Source organism: Limnohabitans sp. 2KL-3, from assembly GCF_001269405.1.
Lineage (GTDB): Bacteria > Pseudomonadota > Gammaproteobacteria > Burkholderiales > Burkholderiaceae_C > Limnohabitans_A.
Genome location: NZ_CXON01000004.1, coordinates 292,492 through 313,413, shown reverse-complemented (window position 1 = coordinate 313,413; position 20,922 = coordinate 292,492). Strand labels below are relative to the sequence as shown.

Here is a 20,922-nt window from a genome sequence, read left to right as displayed (position 1 = left end):
GGGGCGGGGGCCTCATGCTGCGGGGGTACGCAGAAATCGGCCCCCGCCCCCGGGGCCCCTCGACAGCGTGGCGCGGCAAACGCTGCACAACAGAAATAAAAAATGGAGACAAGGACATGAAGGACTGGAACCAACTGCTGCCCAGCAGCCACACCGACACGTTTGCGCGTGACCGGCTGCCGCCCCAAGATCAACTGCCTGTGTTCATTACGGATCGGCCCGAGCTGGACTACCCGGACCAGATCAATTGCGCGGTGGAATTGGTGGACCGCCATGTGCAGGCAGGCAAAGGCGATCGCATCGCGCTGCATGGCGTGAACGATTTCAACAAGGGCGGCGGCGACTTCAGTTGGACGTATGCGCAGTTGCAAGACAAGAGCAACCGCATCGCCCAGGTGCTGACACAAGACATGGGCCTCGTGCCCGGCAACCGCATTTTGCTGCGCGGCGGCAACAGCCCCATGATGGCAGCTTGCTTGCTGGGCGCGCTCAAGGCGGGCTTGGTGGCGGTGCCCACCATGCCGTTGCTGCGTGCGGGCGAGTTGGCACAGATCATCGACAAAGCGCAGGTCAGCGCTGCGCTTTGCGACAGCCTGCTGGCCGACGAACTGCAGCACTGCATGACGCCCAGCCACGCCAGCCACATGGCCAGCTTGCAGCAGTTGGTTCAGTTCCGCAGCGATGCCCCTGATGGCCTGGAGCAGCGCATGACGCAGCAGACGGGTGCGTACACCGCCCACACCACCAGCCGCGACGACGTGTGCCTGATCGCCTTCACCAGCGGCACCACAGGCAAGCCCAAGGGCACCATGCACTTCCACCGCGATGTGCTGGCCATGTGCGATTTGTTCCCGCGTCACATCTTGCAAATGAACGAAAACGATGTGGTTTGCGGCACGCCGCCCATCGCCTTCACCTTCGGCTTGGGCGGTCTGCTGGCGTTCCCGCTGCGCTATGGCGCGAGCACCGTGCTGCTCGAAAAGCACACGCCCGAGACCTTGATGCAGACCATTGCCAAGTACCGCGCCACGCAGTGCTACACCGCGCCCACCATGTACCGGCAGATGGCGACGCTGGCCAAAGGCATTGACCTGTCGAGCCTCAAGCACCCCGTTTCGGCAGGCGAGGCCTTGCCCGACGCCACCCGCCAGCTGTGGAAGCAGGCCACGGGCATCGAGATGACCGACGGCATTGGCGGCACCGAAGTGATCCACATCTACATCTCCAGCGCGGGCGCGCAAGTGCGCCCCGGCAGCATTGGCCAAGTGGTGCCCGGCTATGTGGCGCAGATCGTGGGCGACGACATGCAACCCGTGCCGCCCGGCACCGTGGGGCGCCTGGCCGTGCGCGGCCCCACAGGCTGCAAATACCTGGCCGACCCACGCCAACAAGACTATGTGAAAGACGGCTGGAACCTGCCCGGTGACACCTTCGTCATGGACGCCGATGGCTACTTCAGCTACCAGGCGCGCAACGACGACATGATCATCTCGGCGGGCTACAACATCGCAGGCCCTGAGGTGGAAGGCGCTTTGCTGCAACACCCGGCCGTAGCCGAATGCGGCGTGGTCGGCATGCCCGACGAAGACCGCGGCCATATCGTGCAGGCATATGTGGTGCTCAAGCCCGGCCACACGGGCGATGCGGCCATGGAAAAAGCCCTGCAAGAGCACGTCAAGCAAACCATCGCCCCGTTCAAGTACCCGCGCAAGGTGGTCTTTTTGGCCGCCTTGCCCCGCACCGAAACCGGCAAACTGCAGCGCTTCAAGCTGCGTCAAATGGATTGATCGCATGCCGAAGCAGGCTCTTTGTAGGAGCTTGCCCTGCAAGCGATGGCGTGCAAACCAACATCGCCAGCAGGGCTGGCCCCTACAAAGACAGATGAACACTTTTATGGAAAGAAACCCCATGTTCAACATCCTCCAACCAGAAGGCTGGGCACCTGCCAAAGGCTATGCCAACGGCATCGAAGCGCGTGGCCGCATGGTGTTCGTCGCGGGCATGATCGGCTGGAACGGCCAGGCCCAATTCGAGACCGACGACTTTGTGGCCCAGTGCCGCCAGGCCCTGCAAAACATCGTCGACACGCTCGCGTGCGCAGGCGCAGGCCCCCAGCACATGGCCCGCATGACCTGGTACGTCAAAGACAAGAAGGAATACCTCGCACGCGGCAGGGAGCTGGGCAAGGTCTATCAGGAAGTGATTGGCAAGAACTACCCGGCCATGACGCTGGTACAGGTGGCTGATTTGGTGGAAGACCGGGCCCTGGTCGAGATCGAAGTGACAGCTGTGGTTCCGGAGTGAACTAAAAAGGATTTGGTTAAAAGCTGGAGAAAGCCCAGATCGATCGGCAGGTTTAGGCTGTAAGCTGACTACGACAAGCTTGCACCAAGGGCGGGAACCGACGATAAAGCGTAAGTCCAAGCCAACAGGTTTGGCGCAGCCAAGCAGTCATTGATCATGGCCTGCGGCGGTCGGCCGGTTCCTACCGTTCGATGCACGGAAATGAGCGAGAGGACAGTGCGCATAGCGGAAGTTAAGGTGCAGCCAACACAGGCGTCAAAGGCTAGTGGAGTCCCTCATAATCAAAACCTGCCCCTCTCTTGTCGATGTGCCGACCTTTCATCATGGATAAATTCTTGCTGCAGCAGCAGGTGCTGGACCGGCTCGCCGAGGACCTTCTGCAAGCAGAACAGGCAGTGCGTGCGGCCCATGAAGCGGCGACTCACGAAGAAAACATTGCCGAAAACAAATACGACACACTTGGACTCGAAGCCGCCTACCTTGCCACCGGCCAGGCTCGACGCGCTGAAGACATTCGCCAGGCGCTTGCCAATTGGCGCCAATTCCGCCCGCGCCCCTATGACGCCAGCAAAGGTATACAGCTCGGCGCGCTGGTCTTCCTAGTCGATTCCGCCGACAAGCAGCAACTGCTCTTTCTCGGGCCGGATGGGGGCAGCATGAAGTTGGTCAGCGGCGCACAGCTCATTCAGGTCATCAGCAGCGAAGCCCCTTTGGGTAGGGCGATGCTGGGTAAATACGAGGGTGATGAGGTGTGGATACAGGTTGCTTCAATCCGACAGCAATTTGAGGTGCTGCGGGTCAATTAATCAGCAAGCAAGCCCAAGCCAAATTGGCATACTGGCCCAGGGCCTTGCACCAAAGCCAAGTAACTACTGTTGGCCGATATTTGCCCTCCTGCGGACCAACGCCAATGTCCGCTCCCGCTGCCATGCAGCCATTGAGTCTTAGCCCCAACCACTTGCCGCAGAGATTGCAATAAATGGTTCACCCAAACCTAAAGCCCAAAATTTTGGCTGTGCCCTTGCGCGCTCAGGTACTGCCATGCGCCGCAATCAAGCTCTCCAACATGAGCTTGAGTTGATGGGCCGGGTCCGCACCCAAAGCAGACACCACCTGGGCTTCGTGCGCTTTGGCTTGTTTCAGCAGGGGCTGCACTTTACGCCGACCTGCGGCTGTTAGGCTGACCAGGCTTTGCCGTTTGTCGTGTGCGGCGTCGCACCGCTTGACCCACCCGGCGTCTTGCATGCGGCCCACCAGCTTGGTCACGGTGGGTTGTTTGGCCAACACGATGCTGGCGAGTTCGTTGATGCTCAAACTGTCTTTGCCCGACAGACTGGCCATGACGCGCCACTCCATCAGGCTCAGGCCGCTGGCTTCGACCACGGCGTGGAACTCGCTCGAAATCAAATGGCTGGCGCGTGCCAGCAAATAGGCCAGGTAGTCGTCGACAAAGCCTGCCGAGTTGGTCATGGCAGAGGATGGGGCAGAGGCGTGGTGGTGCTGAACTGACCGCCCTGGTAAACGAGCGGGGCTGATCCATCGCTGAAGCCGCAGCGTTCTACCTCACCCACAAAAATCACATGGTCGCCTTCTTCGTGGCGGCTGCGGTTGTGGCATTCAAACCAGGCCAGAGCGCCATTCAAAATAGGCAAACCCGACTCGCCCAGCGTGTAAGCGGTGCAGGCAAAGCGATCGCCTTTGCCGAAGGCAAAACGGTTGCAGACATCCAGCTGATCGGCGGCCAGCACGTTCACCACGTAATGCGTGCCCGCATGGAAAAGCGGTGCGCTGCTGGCGCCTTGACCCAGGCTCCACAGCACCAACGGGGGCGTGAGCGACACCGAGTTGAATGAACTGGCTGTGATGCCCACAAAGCTGCTGCTGGCCGAATCGCCCTTGCGTGCGCCTGGCGCGAACGTGGTGATGACGGTCACCCCCGTGGCAAAGCGCGAGAGGGCTTGCTTGAAATGCGGCGTTTCAAAGTCTGGACTCAGCGCTTTGATGTGTGATGGGGGGGCTTGATGCATGGGTGGATGATAGTTGAATTGCATGAATTTTCATATAAACTGACCATTCATGTCTGCAGGTGAACCGTTCAGAGCTGTAGGCCAAGGAGACAAGCATGCTGGTGGAACGAATCGAAAACAGGTGGCTCGCGGCCTTTACCCGCACCTTCACGTTGTGTAAGGTGCAGCCCGGTGAGGTGGTGGCCATTTTGGCCGAAACCCAATCACGACGGGTCAACGTGGACTTGGCCCGCCTCGCGCTGGAGGCCATGGGCGCCCGTGTGTTCGAAGTGACGTTGACGACGCCTGCACTGACTGCCCCCGCGCCCGTGCGCTCCACAGGCGCCAGCGACGCGATTGGCCAGCTCGGCCCCGTGGTGGCTGCATTGGCCCGCGCCGACATGGTGGTGGACTGCACCGTCGAAGGCCTGCTGCACGCGCCCGAGTTGCCGACCATCATGAAGGGCGTGGACGGGCACATGCCGCGTCTGCTCATGGTGTCCAACGAGCACCCTGAAATTTTGGAGCGCACCGTGCCCGATCCGGCGCTCGAGGGCGTGGTGCGTGCCGCCATGAAGAAACTGCGTGGCGCACAGCAGATGCACGTCACGTCTGCCGCAGGCACCGACCTGCGCGTGAACCTGAAACATGGCGACAAACAAGCGGTGGTCGGCGGCGTGTGGGGCTTTTGCCCCAAGCCGGGCATGGTGTCGCACTGGCCTGCCGGGCTGGCGCTGGCTTTTCCGGCCGCAGGCAGTGTCAACGGCACGCTGGTCATGGCTCCGGGCGATGTGAACCTCACCTTCAAAAGCTATTTGCGCGACACGATCCGCCTGACCATCGAGAACGACAGCGTGGTCGCCATCGAGGGGCAGGGCGTGGACGTGGACATGATGCGCGGCTACTGGAAAGCCTGGGAAGACGCCGAAGGCCACCGCGCCGCTTATGCCGTCTCGCATGTGGGCTTTGGCCTCAACCCGGCGGCGCGTTGGGACGCCATGGCGTTCTACGACAAGCGCGATTGCAATGGCACCGAGCTGCGTGCCTTTGCGGGCAACTTTTTGTATTCGACCGGGGCCAACGAAGTTGCGGGCCGCCACACCCTGGGCCACTTTGACCTGCCCATGCGCGGCTGCACCATCCGGCTCGACGACACTGTGGTTGTTGATGCGGGCCAAGTCGTGAGCGCGGTGCTGGCATGAGCGCCCTGATGTCTAGCGTAGCCGTGCCCGCCTGTGGGAGCGACGCCCTCGTCGCGAAAAGTACGTCTGATCACCGCGAGGGCGCAGCTCCTACAAAACCAACGCTGGTTTTTCTGCATGGCATCGGCGGGCGGGCCAGTTCGTGGTGTGCCATCCAGCAGGCCTGCGCACAAGCGGGTTACGCCAGTGTGGCCTGGGACATGCCGGGCTACGGCGACAGTCCGATGATCGAGCCTTGCACTTTTGACGACTTGGCAGATGCTCTTGCCACGCTGATGGATGCACAGGGTTTGCAGCAAGCCGTGTTGGTGGGCCACAGTCTGGGCGGCATGGTGGCCTTGCAAATGTGGGCACGTCACCCTGAGCGTGTGGCAGGCTTGGTGCTGGCCGCCAGCAGTCCGGGTTTTGGTCAAAGCGGCGGCGATTTTCAACAAGCCTTCATCGCGCAGCGCTTGGCTCCATTGGAAGCAGGCCAAAGCATGGGCGATGTGGCTGATGCACTGGTGCCAACCATGGTGGCACCGGGCTTTGACGGCCCGGGTCTGGCGCAGGCCAAAGCCTGCATGGGCTCCATCACGCCAGCCGCCTACAAAGCGGCGCTCAGCGCGCTGGTGCAATTTGAGCAGCGCAGCGCCTTGCCCACGATCACCGTGCCCACGCTGTGCATCGCGGCCGAACACGACCGCACCGCTGCGCCCGCGGTGGTGCAGCGCATGGCCGAAAAGATTCCTCATGCGCAATACCTGTGCCTGCCGGGCGTGGGCCATTTGCTGACGTTTGAGCAACCCGACAGCTTTGCCGATGCACTGCTGCCTTTTTTGCGGAGCTTTTGATGACCGATGTGCAAGATAAAACCCAGCCCACCGTCATGCCCATCTGTGGCGACGATTACCCCCTGACCGAAAAACAGCAAAAGCTGATGGCTTTGGCGCGGCAACTCGGCCGCGAAAAGTTCGCCCCCCGCGCCGCGCAGCTCGACCGCGACGCCCAGTTCCCGTTTGCCAACTACGACGACATGCGCGACTCGGGCCTGCTGGCTTTGTGCGTGCCCGAAGCGCATGGCGGCCAGGGTGCCGATTACGCCACCTATGCGATGGTGTCGGCCGAGATTGGTCGCTACTGCGGCGCCACCGCGCTCACCTTCAACATGCACGTCTGCACCATGCTTTGGAGCGGCTTGTTGTCTGAAGACTTGGAGATGACGCCCGAGCAACGCGCCTCACACCGCACGCACCAGGCCACCCACTTTGCACGGGTGGTGAAAGACGGTGCGATTTACGCGCAGCCGTTTTCAGAAGGCGGCGCTGCGGCCTCAGGGGCGCAACCCTTCGGCACCCTCGCCGTCAAGGTCGATGGCGGCTGGAAGATCAACGGTAAAAAAATCTTCGCATCCCTGTCAGACGCCGCCGATTACTTTGGCGTGCTGTGTACCGAGAAAAAAGAGGGCGCTGACCTGTCGCGCCGCGACACCCTGTACCTGGCCATCCCCCGCACCGCGCCGGGCCTGACGATCGAAGGTGACTGGGACCCTTTGGGCATGCGTGCCACCGTGTCGCGCAACCTGATTTTCAAAGACGTGTTCGTGCCCGACGACGCGGCGCTCATGCCGCAGGGCCTGTATTTCCAAGCCGCCAGCCGCTGGCCCCACATGTTCATGACGCTCTCGCCCACCTACATGGGCATCGCGCAAGCGGCGTACGACTTCACCGTGGCCTATCTGCGTGGCGAGATTGCGGGCACGGGCCCTGTCAAGCGCCGCCAGTTCGCCACCAAACAGATCGCCGTGGCCGAGATGTTCATCAAGCTCGAACAAACCCGCAACCTGTTCCTGCGTGCTATTGAAGACGCGAAGGTGGACCCAAGCAAATCCACCCGCCTGCGGGCCTATGCCGCGCAGTACACCATCATGGAAAACGCACAAGACATCGCCCGTTTGGCCATCCGCACCTGTGGCGGTCAGTCCATGCTCAAAAGCCTGCCGCTGGAGCGCCTCTACCGCGATGCACGTTGCGGCTCGCTCATGCTGCCCTGGACGGCCGAGCTGTGCATGGACCGCATTGGCCGCGAAGCCCTGTACGAACCCGGCGAAAAAGACGAGTGATGGGGGCAGAAGAAACCAGCCCCCTCGCGGCGCGCTTTGCGCAGCTCGCGCACGAGCGCGGCGCGCAGCCGGCCATGACCTTCAGGGGCGACGAGCGCCAACCCGATCAGACCTTTGAATACGACTTCGCCAAATTTTGGCGGCGCGTGGCACGCGTCACCGCGCACCTGCAGTCCACTTGGGGCGTGCAGCCGGGTGACCGCGTGGCCTGGCTCGGGTTTAACCATGAGCTGCAGTTGGTCACGTTGGTGGCCTGTGCCCGTTTGGGCGCGGTGTTCTTGCCGCTCAACTTTCGCTTGGCGGTGCCCGAGTTGCAGCAGGTCATGCAAGACGCCCAGCCGCGCCTGCTGGTGCACGACAGCCACCATGCCGTCACGGCGCAGGCACTGCAAGGCGCAGACCTACAGCACACCCACCACGACAGCCTGATTGCCACCGCCTCGCCTCGTGCGCTGCCACTGCCCGCCGTGCATGGCGACTTGCCGCTGCTGTTGGTCTACACCTCCGGCACCACAGGCGTGCCCAAGGGCGCGGTGCACACACAGGCGGCGCTGTTGGCCAATGCCCGCGCCAGTGCCTGGGCGCACGACTTTGTGCCGGGCGACAAGGTGCTGTCCACGTTGCCCATGTTCCATGTGGGCGGCCTGTGCATCCAGACCCTGCCCGCGCTGCTGGCGGGGGTGGAGGTGGTGCTCCATCTGCGCTTTGACCCGACCGCTTGGTTGGATGAAATGCACACGAGTCGCCCCACGCTGTCGCTCTTGGTGCCCGCCACCATGCGCGCCGTGTTTGAACACCCGCGCTGGGCCGACACCTCGCTCGCTTGCCTGCGCGGCATCATGACCGGCTCGTCCACCGTGCCTGTGGCTTACCTCGAAACGCTGCATGCACGCGGTGTGCCTGTGGGGCAGGTCTATGGCACCACCGAAACAGGCCCTGTGTCCATCGTGCTGCGTCTGCCCGAGGCCATGGCCCGCGTGGGCGCGTCGGGCTGGCCACACCCGCAAGCGCAGGTCAAACTCATCAACGCCCAAGGGCAAGAAGTTGGCCCCGGAGAAACGGGCGAAGTCTGCATCCGCGCAGCCAACCTGATGCGCGGCTATTGGCGTGCCGACGGCGAACTCAACGCGGGTCTGCAGGACGGTTGGTTCCACTCCGGTGACCTGGGCCAGCGTGCCGAAGACGGCTGCATCACCATCGTCGGCCGCAGCAAAGACATGATCATCTCGGGCGGCGAAAACATCTACCCCGCCGAAATCGAAAACCAGCTCGTCACCTTGCCCGGCGTGGCCGAGAACGCGGTGGTCGGCGTGGTCGATGCCCGCTGGGGCGAAGTGCCCGTGGCGGTGTTGGTGCGCAGCCCCGACGCCGCAGGGCAGGCCCTGACGGCCGAAGCCGTGCTGCAACACCTGCAAAGCCGCATCGCCCGCTTCAAGTTGCCGCGCCGCGTGGTGTTCATGGACAGCCTGCCCAAGAGTGCCTTGGGCAAGGTACTCAAGCCGCAGCTGCAACAGCTTTTGCAGGGGTGAGCTGAGGGCATCAGGCCGATTGCTGGATCACACACGGGGGCCTTGAATGGCCAGCCAGGGTGTGATCCAGCAAGGGTTTGCCGAGCAGGCCCTCAAAGGTCCCGGCGTTTCATCGCGTTTTCGATGAAACCGGCTTGCCGAATGGCCAGGGCCACGATGGTCAGGGTCGGGTTGCAGGCGCCGCTGGACGTGAATTGGCTGCCGTCCGAGACAAAGAGGTTTTTGATGTCGTGCGCCTGACCGTGGCGGTTGACCACACCGTCTCGGGCTTTTTCACTCATGCGGTTGGTGCCCATGTTGTGGCTGGCCGGGTAAGGCGGCATGTCGATCACACGCTTGGCCCCCACGGCTTCGGACAAAGCACGCCATTGCTGGAGGCCGTGGCTGGCGAGCCGATCATCGTTGGCGGTGTAGGTCTTGGTGACGACGGGGACGGGCAGACCATATTGGTCTTTTTCTGTGGCGTGCAGGGTGATGCGGTTGTCCGCCATGGCCTGGTCTTCGCCGCACACCCAGACGCAGGTCATGTGGTCGTACAAATCGATGGCCGATGTGAAATCGCGCCCCCAGCCGCCCGGTTGCATGAAGGCCGCCATGAAGGGCAGGCCCAGAGACAAACCTTCCAGGTAGTAACCGCCATTGAAGCCGCGTGATGCGTCATGGCGTGCTTCGTCGGCCACCACGGCACCAATCGAGGTGCCACGGTACATGTAGACCGGTTTGTCATAAATCGACGCCGCTGCCGCTGTGGCGTGGTTCATGTAATTGCGCCCCACCTGTCCGGACGAGTTGGCCAAACCGTCGCGGAACATGCTGGAGGCCGAGTTCAGCAAGAGGCGTGGCGACTCAATCGAGTTGCCTGCGACACAAACGATGCGCGCTTTCTGGAAGTGCTGCTTGCCGTTTTTGTCGGCATAAAGCACACCCGTGGCTTTGCCCTGTGCGTCATGTTCAATGCGCAAGGCCATGGACTGCGGGCGCAGCTCGACCTTGCCGGTGCCCAGGGCATCCGGGATGTCTGCATACAGGGTGGACCATTTCGCGCCGATCTTGCAGCCTTGCATGCAAAAGCCGATTTGCTGGCAACCGGGGCGGTGCTGGTAGGCCTGCGAGTTGATGGCCATGGGGCGCACGATGTTTTTGTAGCCGATCTTGCGCGCCCCGGCAGCGATGACTTTGTAGTGGTTGTTTTCGGGCAGCATGGGCAATCCGCTGGCAGCTGTGCCCGTGACGCCCAACTTCTTTTCGGCCAGATCGTAGAAGGGCGCCATTTCAGCGTAATCCACAGGCCAATCCATCACTTGCGTGCCCGCTTGTTCGCCATAGGTGCTGCGGGTTTTGAATTCGTGCGGCTGAAAGCGCAAGGCAAGGCCAGCCCAGTGGACAGATGAACCACCGACGCCCTTGACGATCCAGGCGGGCAGGCCGGGGTAGGTCTTGGTGTGGTGCCAGCCACCGGCCGAGATGCGCTTGTCCAGCCAGGAAATTTTGTTGAACATGCCCCATTCGTCGTTGTCGATATCGTCCTGGGTGTAGTGCTTGCCCGCCTCCAGAATCACGCAGTTGATGCCTTTTTGGGCCAACTCATTGGCCAGGGTTCCGCCGCCCGCGCCGGAGCCGACGATGACCACGACGCTGTCGTCGTTGAGGCTAAATTGTGTGGGTGTTGCCATGTGTTTGTCTCCTGAAAATGGGCTCAAAGCCAGTTGATGTCGTTGAAGCCGCGGTTGACGTAACCGCCCTTTTGCCAAGATGAGCCTTCGTAGCCCAACATGGGCCAGACCTGCTTGTTGTCGTAAAGACCGGTGACCATGTCGCCGCGAATTTTTTGAAAGAAAGGCGACTGCTCCATGCCTTTGAGCACGCTGACGCGATCGGCTTCTTTGGGGATCGCTGCGTAGCTGCTGCCAAAGCGGCGCTTGGCTTGCGCGTCCAGTTCTGCCACACCCTCGGTGATCATTTTTTTCAATGCCGCGTCTTTGGCCGAGGCTTTCTCATGGGCCATCAGCGCCTGCAGGTAATAGCGATCGGCCAGCTTGTCGTGCGGATAAATGTCGCGTGCCATGCGCAGCAGCGTGGCGCCGGTTTGGCTGCCCAGTACCTTGAACGACGCTGCGTGCAAGGCCGTGGGGGCCATGCTCAGCGCCGTGACCGGCACGACGCTCATGCCGGCGGCACCGGCGAGAAAGCTTCGGCGCTGCACTTGGGGCAGTTTGTCGAGGACACGCATGGAAGGTTTTTGAGTGCTCATAAAGTCTCCTGAGGTAAAAATGAATGGAGCGCTTCTTGCACGGCCAAAGCCAGTGCAGGAAACACATCGTGGGCCGTGACAGCGTGGCCCCCATACGCACTGACCGAAGTCGTTGCGCATTCAAGGTCCATGGCGTCTGTCAGGGGTTTGCCCATGGCGTGGCACAGCAGTGCCCAGTCGGGCGGGCTCACCAAAACACCGGCGGTCAGCAACACGCCCGTGCGTCGGCGGACCTGGGCGAGACCGACGAGCTTTCGCCCATCGGCCACGACTTCCCAGGGGGACAAGCCTGCAAAACAGGCCCAATGAGGGGGACTGTTCGCGGGCTTGTCCTCTGGCTTGGACGCGTGCTTGGCCAGGGCTTGCGCGGGCACCCCCCAACTGTTTTGCAAGGCAGTGGCCATGCTCTCGCCCAACCAGCGGTAGCTGCTCAAAATCCCTGCGCTGACAGCCGGGTGGTCAGGCGGCAGCATGACCGACAGGCTCAGCATCCAGGGGCCCGTCAGCACCGCGCCGCCACCGGCATGGCGCACCAGCGCGGGTATGGGGCTGTCGGGCAGTTGTGCCAAGCTGGCGCGTTGCCCACAGCCCAGCACCAAAGCAGGTTCCGTGTAGCGCCAAAAGCGCGTGATCGGCTGCGTCACCAGCGTGCTCAGTTGCTGCTCGTTCCAGCGCTGTTCCTCTGCCGCAGACACCGTCAGGCAATCGACTGGCCAGTCGCGCTTCATGGCAGGACTCCTGCTTCAAGTCGCTTGCGCAAGTCGGCCAAGAACAAGGCGGCAGGGTGACCATCCACAGCGCGGTGATCGAACACCAATGTCATGGACATCATGGGCGCCATCACGATCTGGCCGTCACGCACCACGGGTGTGTCCAGCGTGCGGCCGATGCCCAAAATGCCCACTTGGGGTGGATTGAGAATCGGCGTGAACCAGTCAATGCCCGTGGCGCCCAGATTCGTCACCGTGAAGCTGCCGCCCTGATAGGCCTTGGGTGGCAAGCTTTGCTGGCGTGCCGCTGCGGCCAATTCCCGAACCTGCTGCGCCATGTCGGCCAGTGACCTGGCCGCCGCGTTGCGGATCACAGGCACAGCCAAGCCTTCTGCCAGTGCGACGGCCATGCCCAGATTCACCACGCTCTGCGGGGCGATGCCCTCGGGGGTCAGCCACGCGTTGAGTGCGGGGTGATCCCGCAAAGCGCCTGCGACCGCGCTGAGCACCTGGGGCGTGACGCCGACTTGTTGGCCCAGGCAGGCCGACATGTCGACTTCCACGGTCATGGCCACGCGAGGGGCTTGCCAGCCCAAGGTCATGTTGCGCGCAATCGCACCTCGCATGCCTTTGAGGGGAATGACGCTCATGACAGCTCAATCAGTGTGGTGCCGCGTGCGAAAGTCTCCTCGACCTGCACGCAAATGCGTTGCACGGTGCCGGCCACGGGGGCCGTGATTTCATGGCTGGACTTGACCAGAACCACGCTGCCCAGCACTTGACCTGCCGACACCGTGTCTTGTTCTTTGACCCGCCATTCTTCCACCAGGGCTTCGGTGCCCTCATCCACATCGGCCCACAATTCGGCGGGCAAGGTCACGGCGTTCATGCGGCCACCTTCACTTTCGGTGCCACCATCAAGGCTTGTGCCTGCTGCACGATGTTGGCCACTTGCGGGATGACGAATTGTTCCAGCGGGCGGCTGTAGGGAATCGGCACATCGGGCACGGCCAAGCGCCGCACAGGTGTTTTGAGGGTGAGGATGTCCAGGTTTTCGGCCACCAGTGCGGCGATCTCGCCCGACAGACCAAAGCTCAAATAGTCTTCATCGGCCACCAGCAGACGCCCCGTCTTGCTGACCGAGGCCAAGATGGTTTCGCGGTCCAGGGGCACCACGGTGCGCAAATCCACAATCTCGGCGTCGATGCCCTGTGCGGCCAGGGTTTCGGCGGCCAGAACCGCTTTTTGCACCATCTGGCTGAGCGTGACGATCGTCACATCGCGGCCTTCGCGCACGACCTTGGCCTTGCCGAATGGGATGGTGTAAGCCTCTTGCGGCACCTCGTTGGTGCTGCCCTCCAAGTAGGACATCCAGGGCAGTCCCATGATGCCTTTGTGGAACATGAAGACCACGGGGTTGTTGTCCCGAATGGCCTGGGTCATCAAACCCTTGGCGTCATAGGCGTTGGAGGGCACCACCACCTTGAGGCCCGGCATGTGAGCAAATGTGGCGTACAAGCATTGCGAGTGCTGCGCCGCATCGTTGTAGCCGCCGCCAATCGCCGTCATCAGCACCATGGGCAGCTGGATGTTGCCACCGGCCATGTAGGTGTTCTTGGCCATGTGGTTGTAGATCATGTCCATGCACACGCCAAAAAAGTCGACAAACATCAATTCGGCAATCGGACGCATGCCTTCTGCCGCTGCGCCGATGGCCGCGCCAATGAAGCCGGTTTCAGAGATGGGCGTGTCCATGATGCGGTCTTTGCCAAACTTGTCGAGCAGGCCGCCGGTGGCGCCGAAGATGCCGCCGTACTTGCCGACGTCTTCGCCGAGCACAAAGACTTCTGCGTCGCGTTCCATCTCTTGGCCAATGGCTTCGGAGATGGCTTGGGCCATGGTGAGTTTTCGGGTGGGTTGGGTCATGAAGGACTCCTGAAATGTGAGGGGGTGTGGGGTTTTCCGAGGCTGAAAAGTTCAGGCAAAGACATGCAGCAAGGCGTCTTCGGCTTCGGGGTAGGGGCTGTTGCGCGCGAAGTCGTAAGCCTCTTGAACGCGCTGGTGCACGGCCTGGCGCAATGCCACGTCTTGGCCATCGTCCAGGGCGCCGAGGGCACGCAGTTGCTGCGCCAGGTGCGGGATCGGATCGTTTTTGCGCAATTCCTCTGTTTCGCCTTTGGGGCGGTAGGTTTCCGGGTCACCTTGAAAGTGACCCAGGTAGCGGTCGGTCTTGACCTCGATCAGGGTTGGTCCAAGGCCTGCGCGTGCACGCGCCACGGCTTGCCCTGCGGCCTTGAACACTTCAACGGCGTCGTTGTCTTTCACCAAAATGCCGGGCATGCCGTATGCCGCTGCACGGTCGGAATTCCAGGCCACAGAGGTCGATTCGGATTTTTCGACCGAGATGGCATACGCGTTGTCTTCGCACACAAAAATCACCGGCAAGCGCCACAGGGCAGCCAGGTTCATGGATTCATGGAAGGCGCCCTGGTTTGTGGCGCCTTCTCCAAAAAAGGCGACGGCCACCGCATCGGTGCCGCGCTTTTTGGCGGCCAGCGCTGCGCCGCAAGCCGGGGGCATGCTGGCACCCACGATGCCGCTGCAGCTGAACTTGTGCTCCGGGTCAAACAAATGCATGTGACCGCCCTTGCCACGGCCCAGGCCCGTGGCCTTGCCAAACATCTCGGCCGTCATGGGTTTGAGGGGCACGCCCTTGGCAATGGCAAAGTGGTGCGGGCGGTGTGCGCCCACCACGGTGTCGTCTTGGCGCAGATGCGCGCACACCCCGACGGCCACCGGCTCCTGGCCTGCGGCCAGGTGCATTTCTCCGGGCACGGGGCCTGAGCCGATGTCAAAGGCCAGGCCTTTTTGAATGGCGGGCGGCAGTTTGCCTTCCATATACACCTTGACCATGGTCTCTTCGTACTCACGAATTTCGACCATCGTTTCGTACATCCACCGCAATTGCTCGGTACTTGCTTGCATGCATATCTCCTCAAGTTCTGGTGCCGTGCACCGTCGAATGACGGGCATCGGACGATGAACTTTTGCAATCGCCGTGCCAGCGGGCAAAAGCCAGTTTCAGCAAGGGATTGCCCTGACTGCATGGCCGCTGGCCTGTTGCAAAAGGCAGACAGCTGATGCAATGGCCGCCGTTTGAGGTGCGACAGGTGTTGCATTCACATGCAACAAATGACACCTTGGAGTCGGGTAAGCGCCAATGAATACAGAGGCATAAATGACTACGATGGACTCGTCTTGTCAACGACTACACGCAGGCATACGGCGTTTGGGGAAATACATCCTGCAGCGCTGGTATGGGCGTGTTCACCCCTTTCACCATGTCCTTTTCTGCTTCCGTCATCGACCAGCGCATTCGTCAGGCCCTGCAGGGCGATTCGGCCCTGGCCAATTCCTGGAAACGGTCTCTGGAGCGCTACCAGATAGACCCCGGTCTGAGCACGCCACCCAGGGTGTATTCGAGGGGGCAGCTCAAGGACTACCAAACGCCGCTGGAAGACTTGATGCACACCGCGCGCGAGGGCATGAATCAACTCTCGCGCCAAGTGCGGGATGCCGGTTATGTGGTGTTGCTGACCGATCCACAAGGCGTGACGGTGGACTTTGTGAACAACGAGGCCCACGACAAAGAGCTGCGACATGCGGGTCTTTACGTGGGGGCTTGCTGGTCAGAGGAGGTGGAAGGCACTTGCGCGGTGGGCGTGTGTTCGATTGAACGCGCACCCATCACCGTGCACCACGATGAGCACTTTCGCTCGCCCAACACCACCTTGACCTGCAGCTCTGCCCCGGTGTTCGGACCTGCGGGTGATTTGCTGGCCGTTCTGGATGCATCGGCCCTGTATTCACCGCATGACAAGCGCAGCCAACACCTGGTGCTGCAAATGGTGTCGCAAACGGCCCGAATGGTCGAGGACGCTTATTTTTTGCGCCAGCATCGCCACCACTGCGTCTTGCACCTGAGCGAAAGCCGGGCCTTGCTGGATGTGCAGGTCAGCCTCTTGATGGCATTGGACGAGAGCGGGCGGGTCATGGCCGCCAACAGCCGGGCGCGTCAGTGCTTGGGGGCGCATCCGGACCATCCACTGGCGCATGCGCTGACGTGCATGGGGGCAGACATCAGCCATGTGGTGGGCCTGGACATGCCCGCACTGGTCACGCAGGCGCACCGGGCCAAAGGTGACGCCTTCGAAGTGCGCCATGTGGCCAGTGCACGTCGCTACTTTGCCAAACTCACGCATCCCACGCATCCCACGCATCCCACGCAGCCGCGTGTGAACAGGGTGTTGTCAAACCATGCTCAGGCCGCTACGGTGGGCACGGACCTGCAAGCTTTGCATGTGCTGGCCGGTACGGACCCCTTGATGATGTCCAACGTGCTCAAGGCCAGTCGGGTGATGAACAAGGGCATTTCCGTCTTGCTGCATGGGGAGACCGGCACCGGCAAGGAGATGTTTGCGCAAGCCATGCACCAGTGCAGCGCCCGCAAAGCCCAGTCCTTTATCGCCCTCAATTGCGCAGCCATTCCCGAAAGCCTGATTGAGAGTGAGTTGTTTGGCTATGCGGATGGTGCCTTTACCGGGGCACGCGCCAAAGGGGTCAAGGGCAAGATCCAGCAAGCCGATGGCGGCACCTTGTTTCTGGATGAAATTGGCGACATGCCACTGGCTTTGCAGACCCGCTTGTTGCGCGTTCTGGCGGAAGGTGAAGTCATGCCCTTGGGCGCAGAAGTGTCGGCCAAAGTGGATGTGCAGGTCATTTGCGCTTCGCACCGCAAGCTGCTGTCCATGGTGGAAGAGGGGCACTTCCGGCAGGACTTGTATTTTCGTTTGAGTGGCATCGTGATCGAGTTGCCGGCCTTGCGCGAACGCCAGGATTTGGGCGCACTGATTGAACAGGTCTTGCACGCGCAAGCGCGCGCACAGTCCAGGGTGTTCATTCCCACCATCACGCCAGAGGCCTGCGATTTGTTGAAGCACTATGCATGGCCTGGCAATATCCGCGAGTTGAAAAACGTGTTGCGAACGGCGGTGGCCTTGTGTGAGCGCAATCTGATCGAGCCCAGGCATTTGCCACGCGAGTTGCAGTGCGGTGCGGGCATGCCTTTGTTGCCGCCCCGTCTGGCCTCGGGGGAGCCGCTGGCGTCTTGCACGGCCCTGTCCAGCCAGCCAGCGTCGTCCATGCCAGAGTCAGCCCTGCCCGAAAAGAGCGCCCAGCTCCTGGCGCATTTGCGCCAAGAGCGCTGGAATGTCTCGGAAGTGGCCCGCCAACGGGGCGTCAGCCGCTCCACCATTTACCGGCGCATGGTGCGAGAAGGCATCAGTGCGCCGATCTGAGGAGGATCAAGCCGCGTCTTGCGCAAGCCGGACATGTTTGTCTGGCGGGCAACCTCTGACAAACCCTAGATCGGGGGGTGTTTCGGCGCTTGGGTGACAGGGCCTGGGCCTGAAGATGTCATCATTCAGGGATAACGTTTTTAAAGGAGACCTGCATGATTTCAAAATTGAACCGCCGACACATCATGGGTGGTGTTGCGGCCGCTGCCTTGCTGGCAACTTCGTCCATGTCTTGGGCCCAAACCGCCTGGCCCAACAAGCCCGTCAAGATCGTGGTGCCCTTTGCACCTGGCGGCACCACCGACATCTTGGCCCGCGCCATCGCCCCCGAATTGAGCAAAGCCTTTGGCCAGCAGTTCGTCATCGAGAACAAAGGGGGAGCGGGGGGCAACCTGGGGGCAGAAATCGTGTCCAAGTCGGCAGGTGACGGCTACACCCTGCTCATGGGCACCGTGGGCACACACGGCATCAACCGCGCCCTGTACGCCAAGCTGCCCTATGACCCCTTCAAAGACTTCGCGCCCATCACGCTCGTCGCGGGTGTGCCCAACGTGATGGTGATCAACGCCGAAAAAGCGGTGGCCAACAAAATCAACAACGTCAACGACTTCATCAAATACGCCAAAGCCAACCCTGGCAAGCTGAACATGGCGTCGAGTGGCAACGGCACCTCCATCCATTTGGCGGGCGAGTTGTTCAAGAGCCAAACCGGCATTTTCATGGCCCACATTCCTTACCGGGGTTCTGGCCCTGCACTGCTGGATTTGTCGGGCGGCAACATGGACGTCATGTTTGACAACTTGCCATCGTCCATTCCCTTGATCAAAGGCGGCAAGCTCAAAGCCCTGGCGGTGACCAGTTCCCAGCGCTCGGCAGCCATGCCGGAGCTGCCCACCGTGGAAGAAGCTGCCGGGCTCAAAGGCTTTGAAGCCAGCAGTTGGTTTGGCTTGCTGGCCCCCGCGGGCACCCCTGCTGACGTGGTCAACCGCATCCAGCAAGAAGTTGCCAAGGCTTTGGCCACACCCGCTTTGAAAGAACGCTTGGCCACTTTGGGGGCCATCCCCAGTGGCAACACGCCTGCGCAATTTGCGGCATTGATTGACGCTGAGCACAAAAAGTGGGCCGAAGTCGTCAAGGCCTCGGGTGCCAAGGTCGACTGATGGCTTGGTTTGAAGGCTTCGAGCGGCAAACGCTCACGGTGATGGGCTTGCCGGTCTGTTATCGGCAATCGGCCGATTGGGCCGCGCAAGCGCACCTGCCCGTGCTGGTGTTGCTGCACGGCTTTCCGCAAACCCATGTCATGTGGCACCGCGTCGCGCAAAACCTGCGCGGCCGTTACCGCCTGGTCATGCCCGATCTGCGGGGCTACGGCGATTCGTCGCACGCCGTGGGCGACGCCGAGCACGCGCACTACAGCAAACGCGCCATGGCGCAAGAAGTGGTGGGCTTGCTCGACGCCTTGGGTGTGGGCGACTTTTTCTTGTGTGGTCACGACCGGGGCGGGCGCGTGGCGCACCGTTTGGCGCTGGACCATGCCCAGCGGGTCAAGAAGTTGTGCGTCATTGACATTGCGCCAACGCTGGACATGTACAGCGGCAATTGGGGCAAAGCGCCCGAGGTCACCGGACCCGTGGCCGACCCTTACTTTGCCTTTGCACAGGCCTACTACCACTGGTTCCACCTGACGCAGCCCGCGCCCTTGCCCGAATTCATGATCGGCGGCAACGCCAAAGCCTATTTGCACGCCAAGCTGGGCGGCTGGGGCAGCCAGGGCTTGGCCTACATCGAGCCCGAGGCCTTGGCCGAATACGAACGCGCCTTTTGCAATCCAATGCTGAACGAGCAAGGCTGGTCCGCCGCCATCCACAGCGCGGCCGAAGACTACCGCGCCAGCGCAGGCATCGACCTGGAGCACGACCGTGTGGGCCGCGAGCGGGGAGACAAAATTGCTTGCGACACCTTGGTGTTGTGGGGCAGTCGGGGCGTGGTCAACCGCATGTTCAGGCCTGTCGAGCTGTGGCAAGCCCAATGCGCAGGCCAAGTGGCCGGTCAGGTCATGCCTTCGGGCCACTTCATCCCCGAAGAATTGCCCGAAGCCACCAGCGATGCGCTGGCAAATTGGATGGTTTGATTTTGTAGGCGCGACGCCCTCGTCGCGAAAACCCTCGCAGACCACAGTCCATCGCCCCGAGGGCGGGGCTCCTACAAAATGCGGGGCTTCCACAAAACGGGGGCTTTGCCCCTGTAGGAGCGACGCCCTCGTCGCGAAAATTCTCGCAGACCACAGTCCATCGCCCCGAGGGCGGGGCTCCTACAAAATGTGGGGCTTCCCCAAAATGGGGGCTTTGCCCCTGTAGGAGCGACGCCCCCGTCGCGAAAACCCTCGCAGACCACAGTCCATCGCCCCGAGGGCGGGGCTCCCACAAAATGCAGGGGTTAACCAAAATGGCGGGGTTCCCACAAAATGTGGGGCTTCCCCAAAACGGCGGGGTTTCCAACCCATGCGGGTATGCCCTCCTTATTGATCAGGCCCCGCAGCACTTCTTGTATTTTTTCCCGCTGCCGCACGAACACGGGTCGTTGCGACCCGGCGTGGCTTCTTTGATCACTTGGGTCACGCGCGGGCCGATGTTGCGCCAGATCTCGCGCAGGTCGTACACCGCCCACAGCGCTTCGCCATAGGCGTTCAGGCGTTCTTCGCTCACGCTGGGCGGGCCGTCTTCTGACAAGGCTGACAGGGTCGGCACTGCGTCGTCATCTTCGGTCAGGGCCACAACGGCTTCGAGTGACAGGTCGTGCCACTTGGCAGCGTCTTTGTCTTTTGGGGCCGTCCATTCATCGGACCAGTTTTCTACCGCGAACATGAAGCCCAGCGCCCACACCTGCGCAAAAGACGGGATTTCGCTGTCGTCGATCTCTTCACGTTCTTCGGGCGGCAGCGAGGCGATGGCGCCACGCACATCCATCACCTCGGGCGCATAGGCCTTGTCGTCGTCCAGAGCCTCCACGGGTGTGTCCAGCGCGAGCTTGATTTCGTCAAAACGGCGCTGCCACAAGGCCATGAACTGCTGGCGCTGGGCGTCATCGGCAAAACTGCCGCCTTCGGCCTCGTCCGGGTCAATGCCCAGCAGCATCGGCAGCCACTCGCTGTCGGGAATGGCGCGGCGGCAGCACACCAGCGCGGCCATGAAGCCCTCACAAAACTCCCACTGAGGCGTCTCTTCAAAGCGCTCGCGCAGGTCGTCAAGGATGTTGTCCAAGGTGTCAAAGTCTTCGGCTTCCAAGCCAGCGGTGGTGTTCATGGGGTGTTCCTGTTTTGCAGGCTTGCATTGTAGGAGGGCGGCGAAGCCGCCCGACGCAAGCCGCAGGGGCTGAGGTTTTTCTGGCCAGCACCTTGTCGGGCTGTGCGTCACCCCGACACGGCTTGTCGCCCTCGTTCGGACAATGGTGAACCCATCATCA

Annotated in this window: 20 protein-coding genes; 10 read left to right on the top strand and 10 right to left on the bottom strand. The window is 61.8% G+C overall.

Annotation, left to right across the window (positions count from 1 at the left end; genetic code table 11):
- Nucleotides 1–134: 134 nt before the first annotated feature.
- From AMM41_RS08530 to AMM41_RS08520, 3 genes are all read left to right on the top strand, one after another.
- Complete coding sequence (locus AMM41_RS08530; protein WP_194944671.1) at nt 135–1,787, top strand: AMP-binding protein; 1,653 nt, start codon at nt 135–137, stop codon at nt 1,785–1,787.
- Between the two features lie 121 nt (nt 1,788–1,908).
- On the top strand, nt 1,909–2,304 hold the full coding sequence (locus tag AMM41_RS08525; RefSeq protein ID WP_089956231.1) for a RidA family protein: 396 nt from the start codon (nt 1,909–1,911) through the stop codon (nt 2,302–2,304).
- 323 nt (nt 2,305–2,627) lie between these two features.
- Nucleotides 2,628–3,110, top strand: coding sequence for a GreA/GreB family elongation factor (locus AMM41_RS08520; protein WP_089956228.1), 483 nt, complete (start codon nt 2,628–2,630; stop codon nt 3,108–3,110).
- 223 nt (nt 3,111–3,333) lie between these two features.
- Here the strand turns inward: AMM41_RS08520 and AMM41_RS08515 are convergent, their stop codons facing one another.
- On the bottom strand, nt 3,334–3,774 hold the full coding sequence (locus AMM41_RS08515) for a MarR family winged helix-turn-helix transcriptional regulator (protein WP_089956224.1): 441 nt from the start codon (nt 3,772–3,774) through the stop codon (nt 3,334–3,336).
- Entirely contained in the window at nt 3,771–4,331 is a 561-nt protein-coding gene (locus tag AMM41_RS08510) for a flavin reductase family protein (RefSeq protein ID WP_089956221.1), read from the bottom strand. The genes AMM41_RS08515 and AMM41_RS08510 overlap by 4 nt, the downstream gene beginning before the upstream one ends.
- 95 nt (nt 4,332–4,426) lie before the next feature.
- On the opposite strand from AMM41_RS08510, the gene AMM41_RS08505 reads away from it, so the two are divergent.
- The 4 genes from AMM41_RS08505 to AMM41_RS08490 are packed head-to-tail and all read left to right on the top strand — an operon-like array spanning nt 4,427 to nt 9,142.
- Nucleotides 4,427–5,512: a 2,5-dihydroxypyridine 5,6-dioxygenase NicX family protein gene (locus AMM41_RS08505; RefSeq protein WP_089956216.1), complete on the top strand. Its 1,086-nt coding sequence runs from the start codon at nt 4,427–4,429 to the stop codon at nt 5,510–5,512.
- Between the two features lie 8 nt (nt 5,513–5,520).
- Entirely contained in the window at nt 5,521–6,345 is an 825-nt protein-coding gene (locus AMM41_RS08500) for an alpha/beta fold hydrolase (RefSeq protein WP_089956389.1), read from the top strand.
- 35 nt (nt 6,346–6,380) lie between these two features.
- A complete protein-coding gene (locus AMM41_RS08495; protein WP_089956387.1) occupies nt 6,381–7,613 on the top strand; it encodes an acyl-CoA dehydrogenase family protein in 1,233 nt (410 codons plus the stop codon).
- Complete coding sequence (locus AMM41_RS08490; RefSeq protein ID WP_089956212.1) at nt 7,613–9,142, top strand: class I adenylate-forming enzyme family protein; 1,530 nt, start codon at nt 7,613–7,615, stop codon at nt 9,140–9,142. Before AMM41_RS08495 ends, AMM41_RS08490 begins: the two co-directional genes overlap by 1 nt.
- 92 nt (nt 9,143–9,234) lie before the next feature.
- On the opposite strand, the gene AMM41_RS08485 is transcribed toward AMM41_RS08490, so the two are convergent.
- Genes AMM41_RS08485 through AMM41_RS08455 form a run of 7 tightly spaced genes read right to left on the bottom strand, consistent with a single transcriptional unit; the run spans nt 9,235 to nt 15,088 of the window.
- Nucleotides 9,235–10,815 carry a GMC family oxidoreductase gene (locus AMM41_RS08485; protein ID WP_089956209.1) on the bottom strand — a complete coding sequence of 527 codons (1,581 nt, stop codon included), beginning with the start codon at nt 10,813–10,815 and terminating at the stop codon, nt 9,235–9,237.
- A 23-nt stretch (nt 10,816–10,838) separates the two neighbouring features.
- On the bottom strand, nt 10,839–11,393 hold the full coding sequence (locus tag AMM41_RS08480) for a gluconate 2-dehydrogenase subunit 3 family protein (RefSeq protein WP_228769169.1): 555 nt from the start codon (nt 11,391–11,393) through the stop codon (nt 10,839–10,841).
- Nucleotides 11,390–12,121, bottom strand: a complete 732-nt coding sequence (locus AMM41_RS08475) for a lipoate--protein ligase family protein (protein WP_089956206.1) — start codon at nt 12,119–12,121, stop codon at nt 11,390–11,392. The genes AMM41_RS08480 and AMM41_RS08475 overlap by 4 nt, the downstream gene beginning before the upstream one ends.
- Entirely contained in the window at nt 12,118–12,753 is a 636-nt protein-coding gene (locus AMM41_RS08470) for a 2-oxo acid dehydrogenase subunit E2 (protein ID WP_089956202.1), read from the bottom strand. Before AMM41_RS08470 ends, AMM41_RS08475 begins: the two co-directional genes overlap by 4 nt.
- Nucleotides 12,750–12,992, bottom strand: coding sequence for a lipoyl domain-containing protein (locus tag AMM41_RS08465; protein WP_089956198.1), 243 nt, complete (start codon nt 12,990–12,992; stop codon nt 12,750–12,752). Before AMM41_RS08465 ends, AMM41_RS08470 begins: the two co-directional genes overlap by 4 nt.
- A complete protein-coding gene (locus AMM41_RS08460; RefSeq protein WP_053172431.1) occupies nt 12,989–14,029 on the bottom strand; it encodes an alpha-ketoacid dehydrogenase subunit beta in 1,041 nt (346 codons plus the stop codon). Before AMM41_RS08460 ends, AMM41_RS08465 begins: the two co-directional genes overlap by 4 nt.
- A gap of 51 nt (nt 14,030–14,080) precedes the next feature.
- The gene (locus AMM41_RS08455) at nt 14,081–15,088 is read right to left on the bottom strand and encodes a thiamine pyrophosphate-dependent dehydrogenase E1 component subunit alpha (protein WP_089956195.1); all 1,008 of its coding nucleotides are present in this window, start codon (nt 15,086–15,088) and stop codon (nt 14,081–14,083) included.
- Between the two features lie 356 nt (nt 15,089–15,444).
- Between AMM41_RS08455 and AMM41_RS08450 the strand changes: the two genes are divergently transcribed.
- The 3 genes from AMM41_RS08450 to AMM41_RS08440 all read left to right on the top strand — a co-directional run bounded on the left by AMM41_RS08450 (nt 15,445) and on the right by AMM41_RS08440 (nt 19,591).
- Nucleotides 15,445–17,460, top strand: a complete 2,016-nt coding sequence (locus tag AMM41_RS08450; RefSeq protein WP_228769168.1) for a sigma-54-dependent Fis family transcriptional regulator — start codon at nt 15,445–15,447, stop codon at nt 17,458–17,460.
- A 155-nt stretch (nt 17,461–17,615) separates the two neighbouring features.
- Complete coding sequence (locus AMM41_RS08445) at nt 17,616–18,620, top strand: Bug family tripartite tricarboxylate transporter substrate binding protein (RefSeq protein WP_089956191.1); 1,005 nt, start codon at nt 17,616–17,618, stop codon at nt 18,618–18,620.
- Complete coding sequence (locus AMM41_RS08440; RefSeq protein ID WP_089956186.1) at nt 18,620–19,591, top strand: alpha/beta fold hydrolase; 972 nt, start codon at nt 18,620–18,622, stop codon at nt 19,589–19,591. Before AMM41_RS08445 ends, AMM41_RS08440 begins: the two co-directional genes overlap by 1 nt.
- A gap of 394 nt (nt 19,592–19,985) precedes the next feature.
- Here the strand turns inward: AMM41_RS08440 and AMM41_RS08435 are convergent, their stop codons facing one another.
- The gene (locus AMM41_RS08435; RefSeq protein ID WP_089956182.1) at nt 19,986–20,762 is read right to left on the bottom strand and encodes a YecA/YgfB family protein; all 777 of its coding nucleotides are present in this window, start codon (nt 20,760–20,762) and stop codon (nt 19,986–19,988) included.
- Between the last annotated feature and the right edge of the window lie 160 nt (nt 20,763–20,922).

Bases quoted from the DNA above. Each gene is read 5' to 3' on its own strand.
- AMM41_RS08500 (WP_089956389.1), top strand. From the start codon at position 5,521: ATGTCTAGCGTAGCCGTGCCCGCCTGTGGGAGCGACGCCCTCGTCGCG.
- AMM41_RS08460 (WP_053172431.1), bottom strand. From the start codon at position 14,029: ATGACCCAACCCACCCGAAAACTCACCATGGCCCAAGCCATCTCCGAA.
- AMM41_RS08470 (WP_089956202.1), bottom strand. From the start codon at position 12,753: ATGAGCGTCATTCCCCTCAAAGGCATGCGAGGTGCGATTGCGCGCAAC.
- AMM41_RS08525 (WP_089956231.1), top strand. From the start codon at position 1,909: ATGTTCAACATCCTCCAACCAGAAGGCTGGGCACCTGCCAAAGGCTAT.
- AMM41_RS08520 (WP_089956228.1), top strand. From the start codon at position 2,628: ATGGATAAATTCTTGCTGCAGCAGCAGGTGCTGGACCGGCTCGCCGAG.
- AMM41_RS08485 (WP_089956209.1), bottom strand. From the start codon at position 10,815: ATGGCAACACCCACACAATTTAGCCTCAACGACGACAGCGTCGTGGTC.
- AMM41_RS08510 (WP_089956221.1), bottom strand. From the start codon at position 4,331: ATGCATCAAGCCCCCCCATCACACATCAAAGCGCTGAGTCCAGACTTT.
- AMM41_RS08495 (WP_089956387.1), top strand. From the start codon at position 6,381: ATGCCCATCTGTGGCGACGATTACCCCCTGACCGAAAAACAGCAAAAG.
- AMM41_RS08440 (WP_089956186.1), top strand. From the start codon at position 18,620: ATGGCTTGGTTTGAAGGCTTCGAGCGGCAAACGCTCACGGTGATGGGC.
- AMM41_RS08455 (WP_089956195.1), bottom strand. From the start codon at position 15,088: ATGCAAGCAAGTACCGAGCAATTGCGGTGGATGTACGAAACGATGGTC.
- AMM41_RS08475 (WP_089956206.1), bottom strand. From the start codon at position 12,121: ATGAAGCGCGACTGGCCAGTCGATTGCCTGACGGTGTCTGCGGCAGAG.
- AMM41_RS08490 (WP_089956212.1), top strand. From the start codon at position 7,613: ATGGGGGCAGAAGAAACCAGCCCCCTCGCGGCGCGCTTTGCGCAGCTC.
- AMM41_RS08515 (WP_089956224.1), bottom strand. From the start codon at position 3,774: ATGACCAACTCGGCAGGCTTTGTCGACGACTACCTGGCCTATTTGCTG.
- AMM41_RS08465 (WP_089956198.1), bottom strand. From the start codon at position 12,992: ATGAACGCCGTGACCTTGCCCGCCGAATTGTGGGCCGATGTGGATGAG.
- AMM41_RS08505 (WP_089956216.1), top strand. From the start codon at position 4,427: ATGCTGGTGGAACGAATCGAAAACAGGTGGCTCGCGGCCTTTACCCGC.
- AMM41_RS08445 (WP_089956191.1), top strand. From the start codon at position 17,616: ATGATTTCAAAATTGAACCGCCGACACATCATGGGTGGTGTTGCGGCC.
- AMM41_RS08480 (WP_228769169.1), bottom strand. From the start codon at position 11,393: ATGAGCACTCAAAAACCTTCCATGCGTGTCCTCGACAAACTGCCCCAA.
- AMM41_RS08435 (WP_089956182.1), bottom strand. From the start codon at position 20,762: ATGAACACCACCGCTGGCTTGGAAGCCGAAGACTTTGACACCTTGGAC.
- AMM41_RS08450 (WP_228769168.1), top strand. From the start codon at position 15,445: ATGTCCTTTTCTGCTTCCGTCATCGACCAGCGCATTCGTCAGGCCCTG.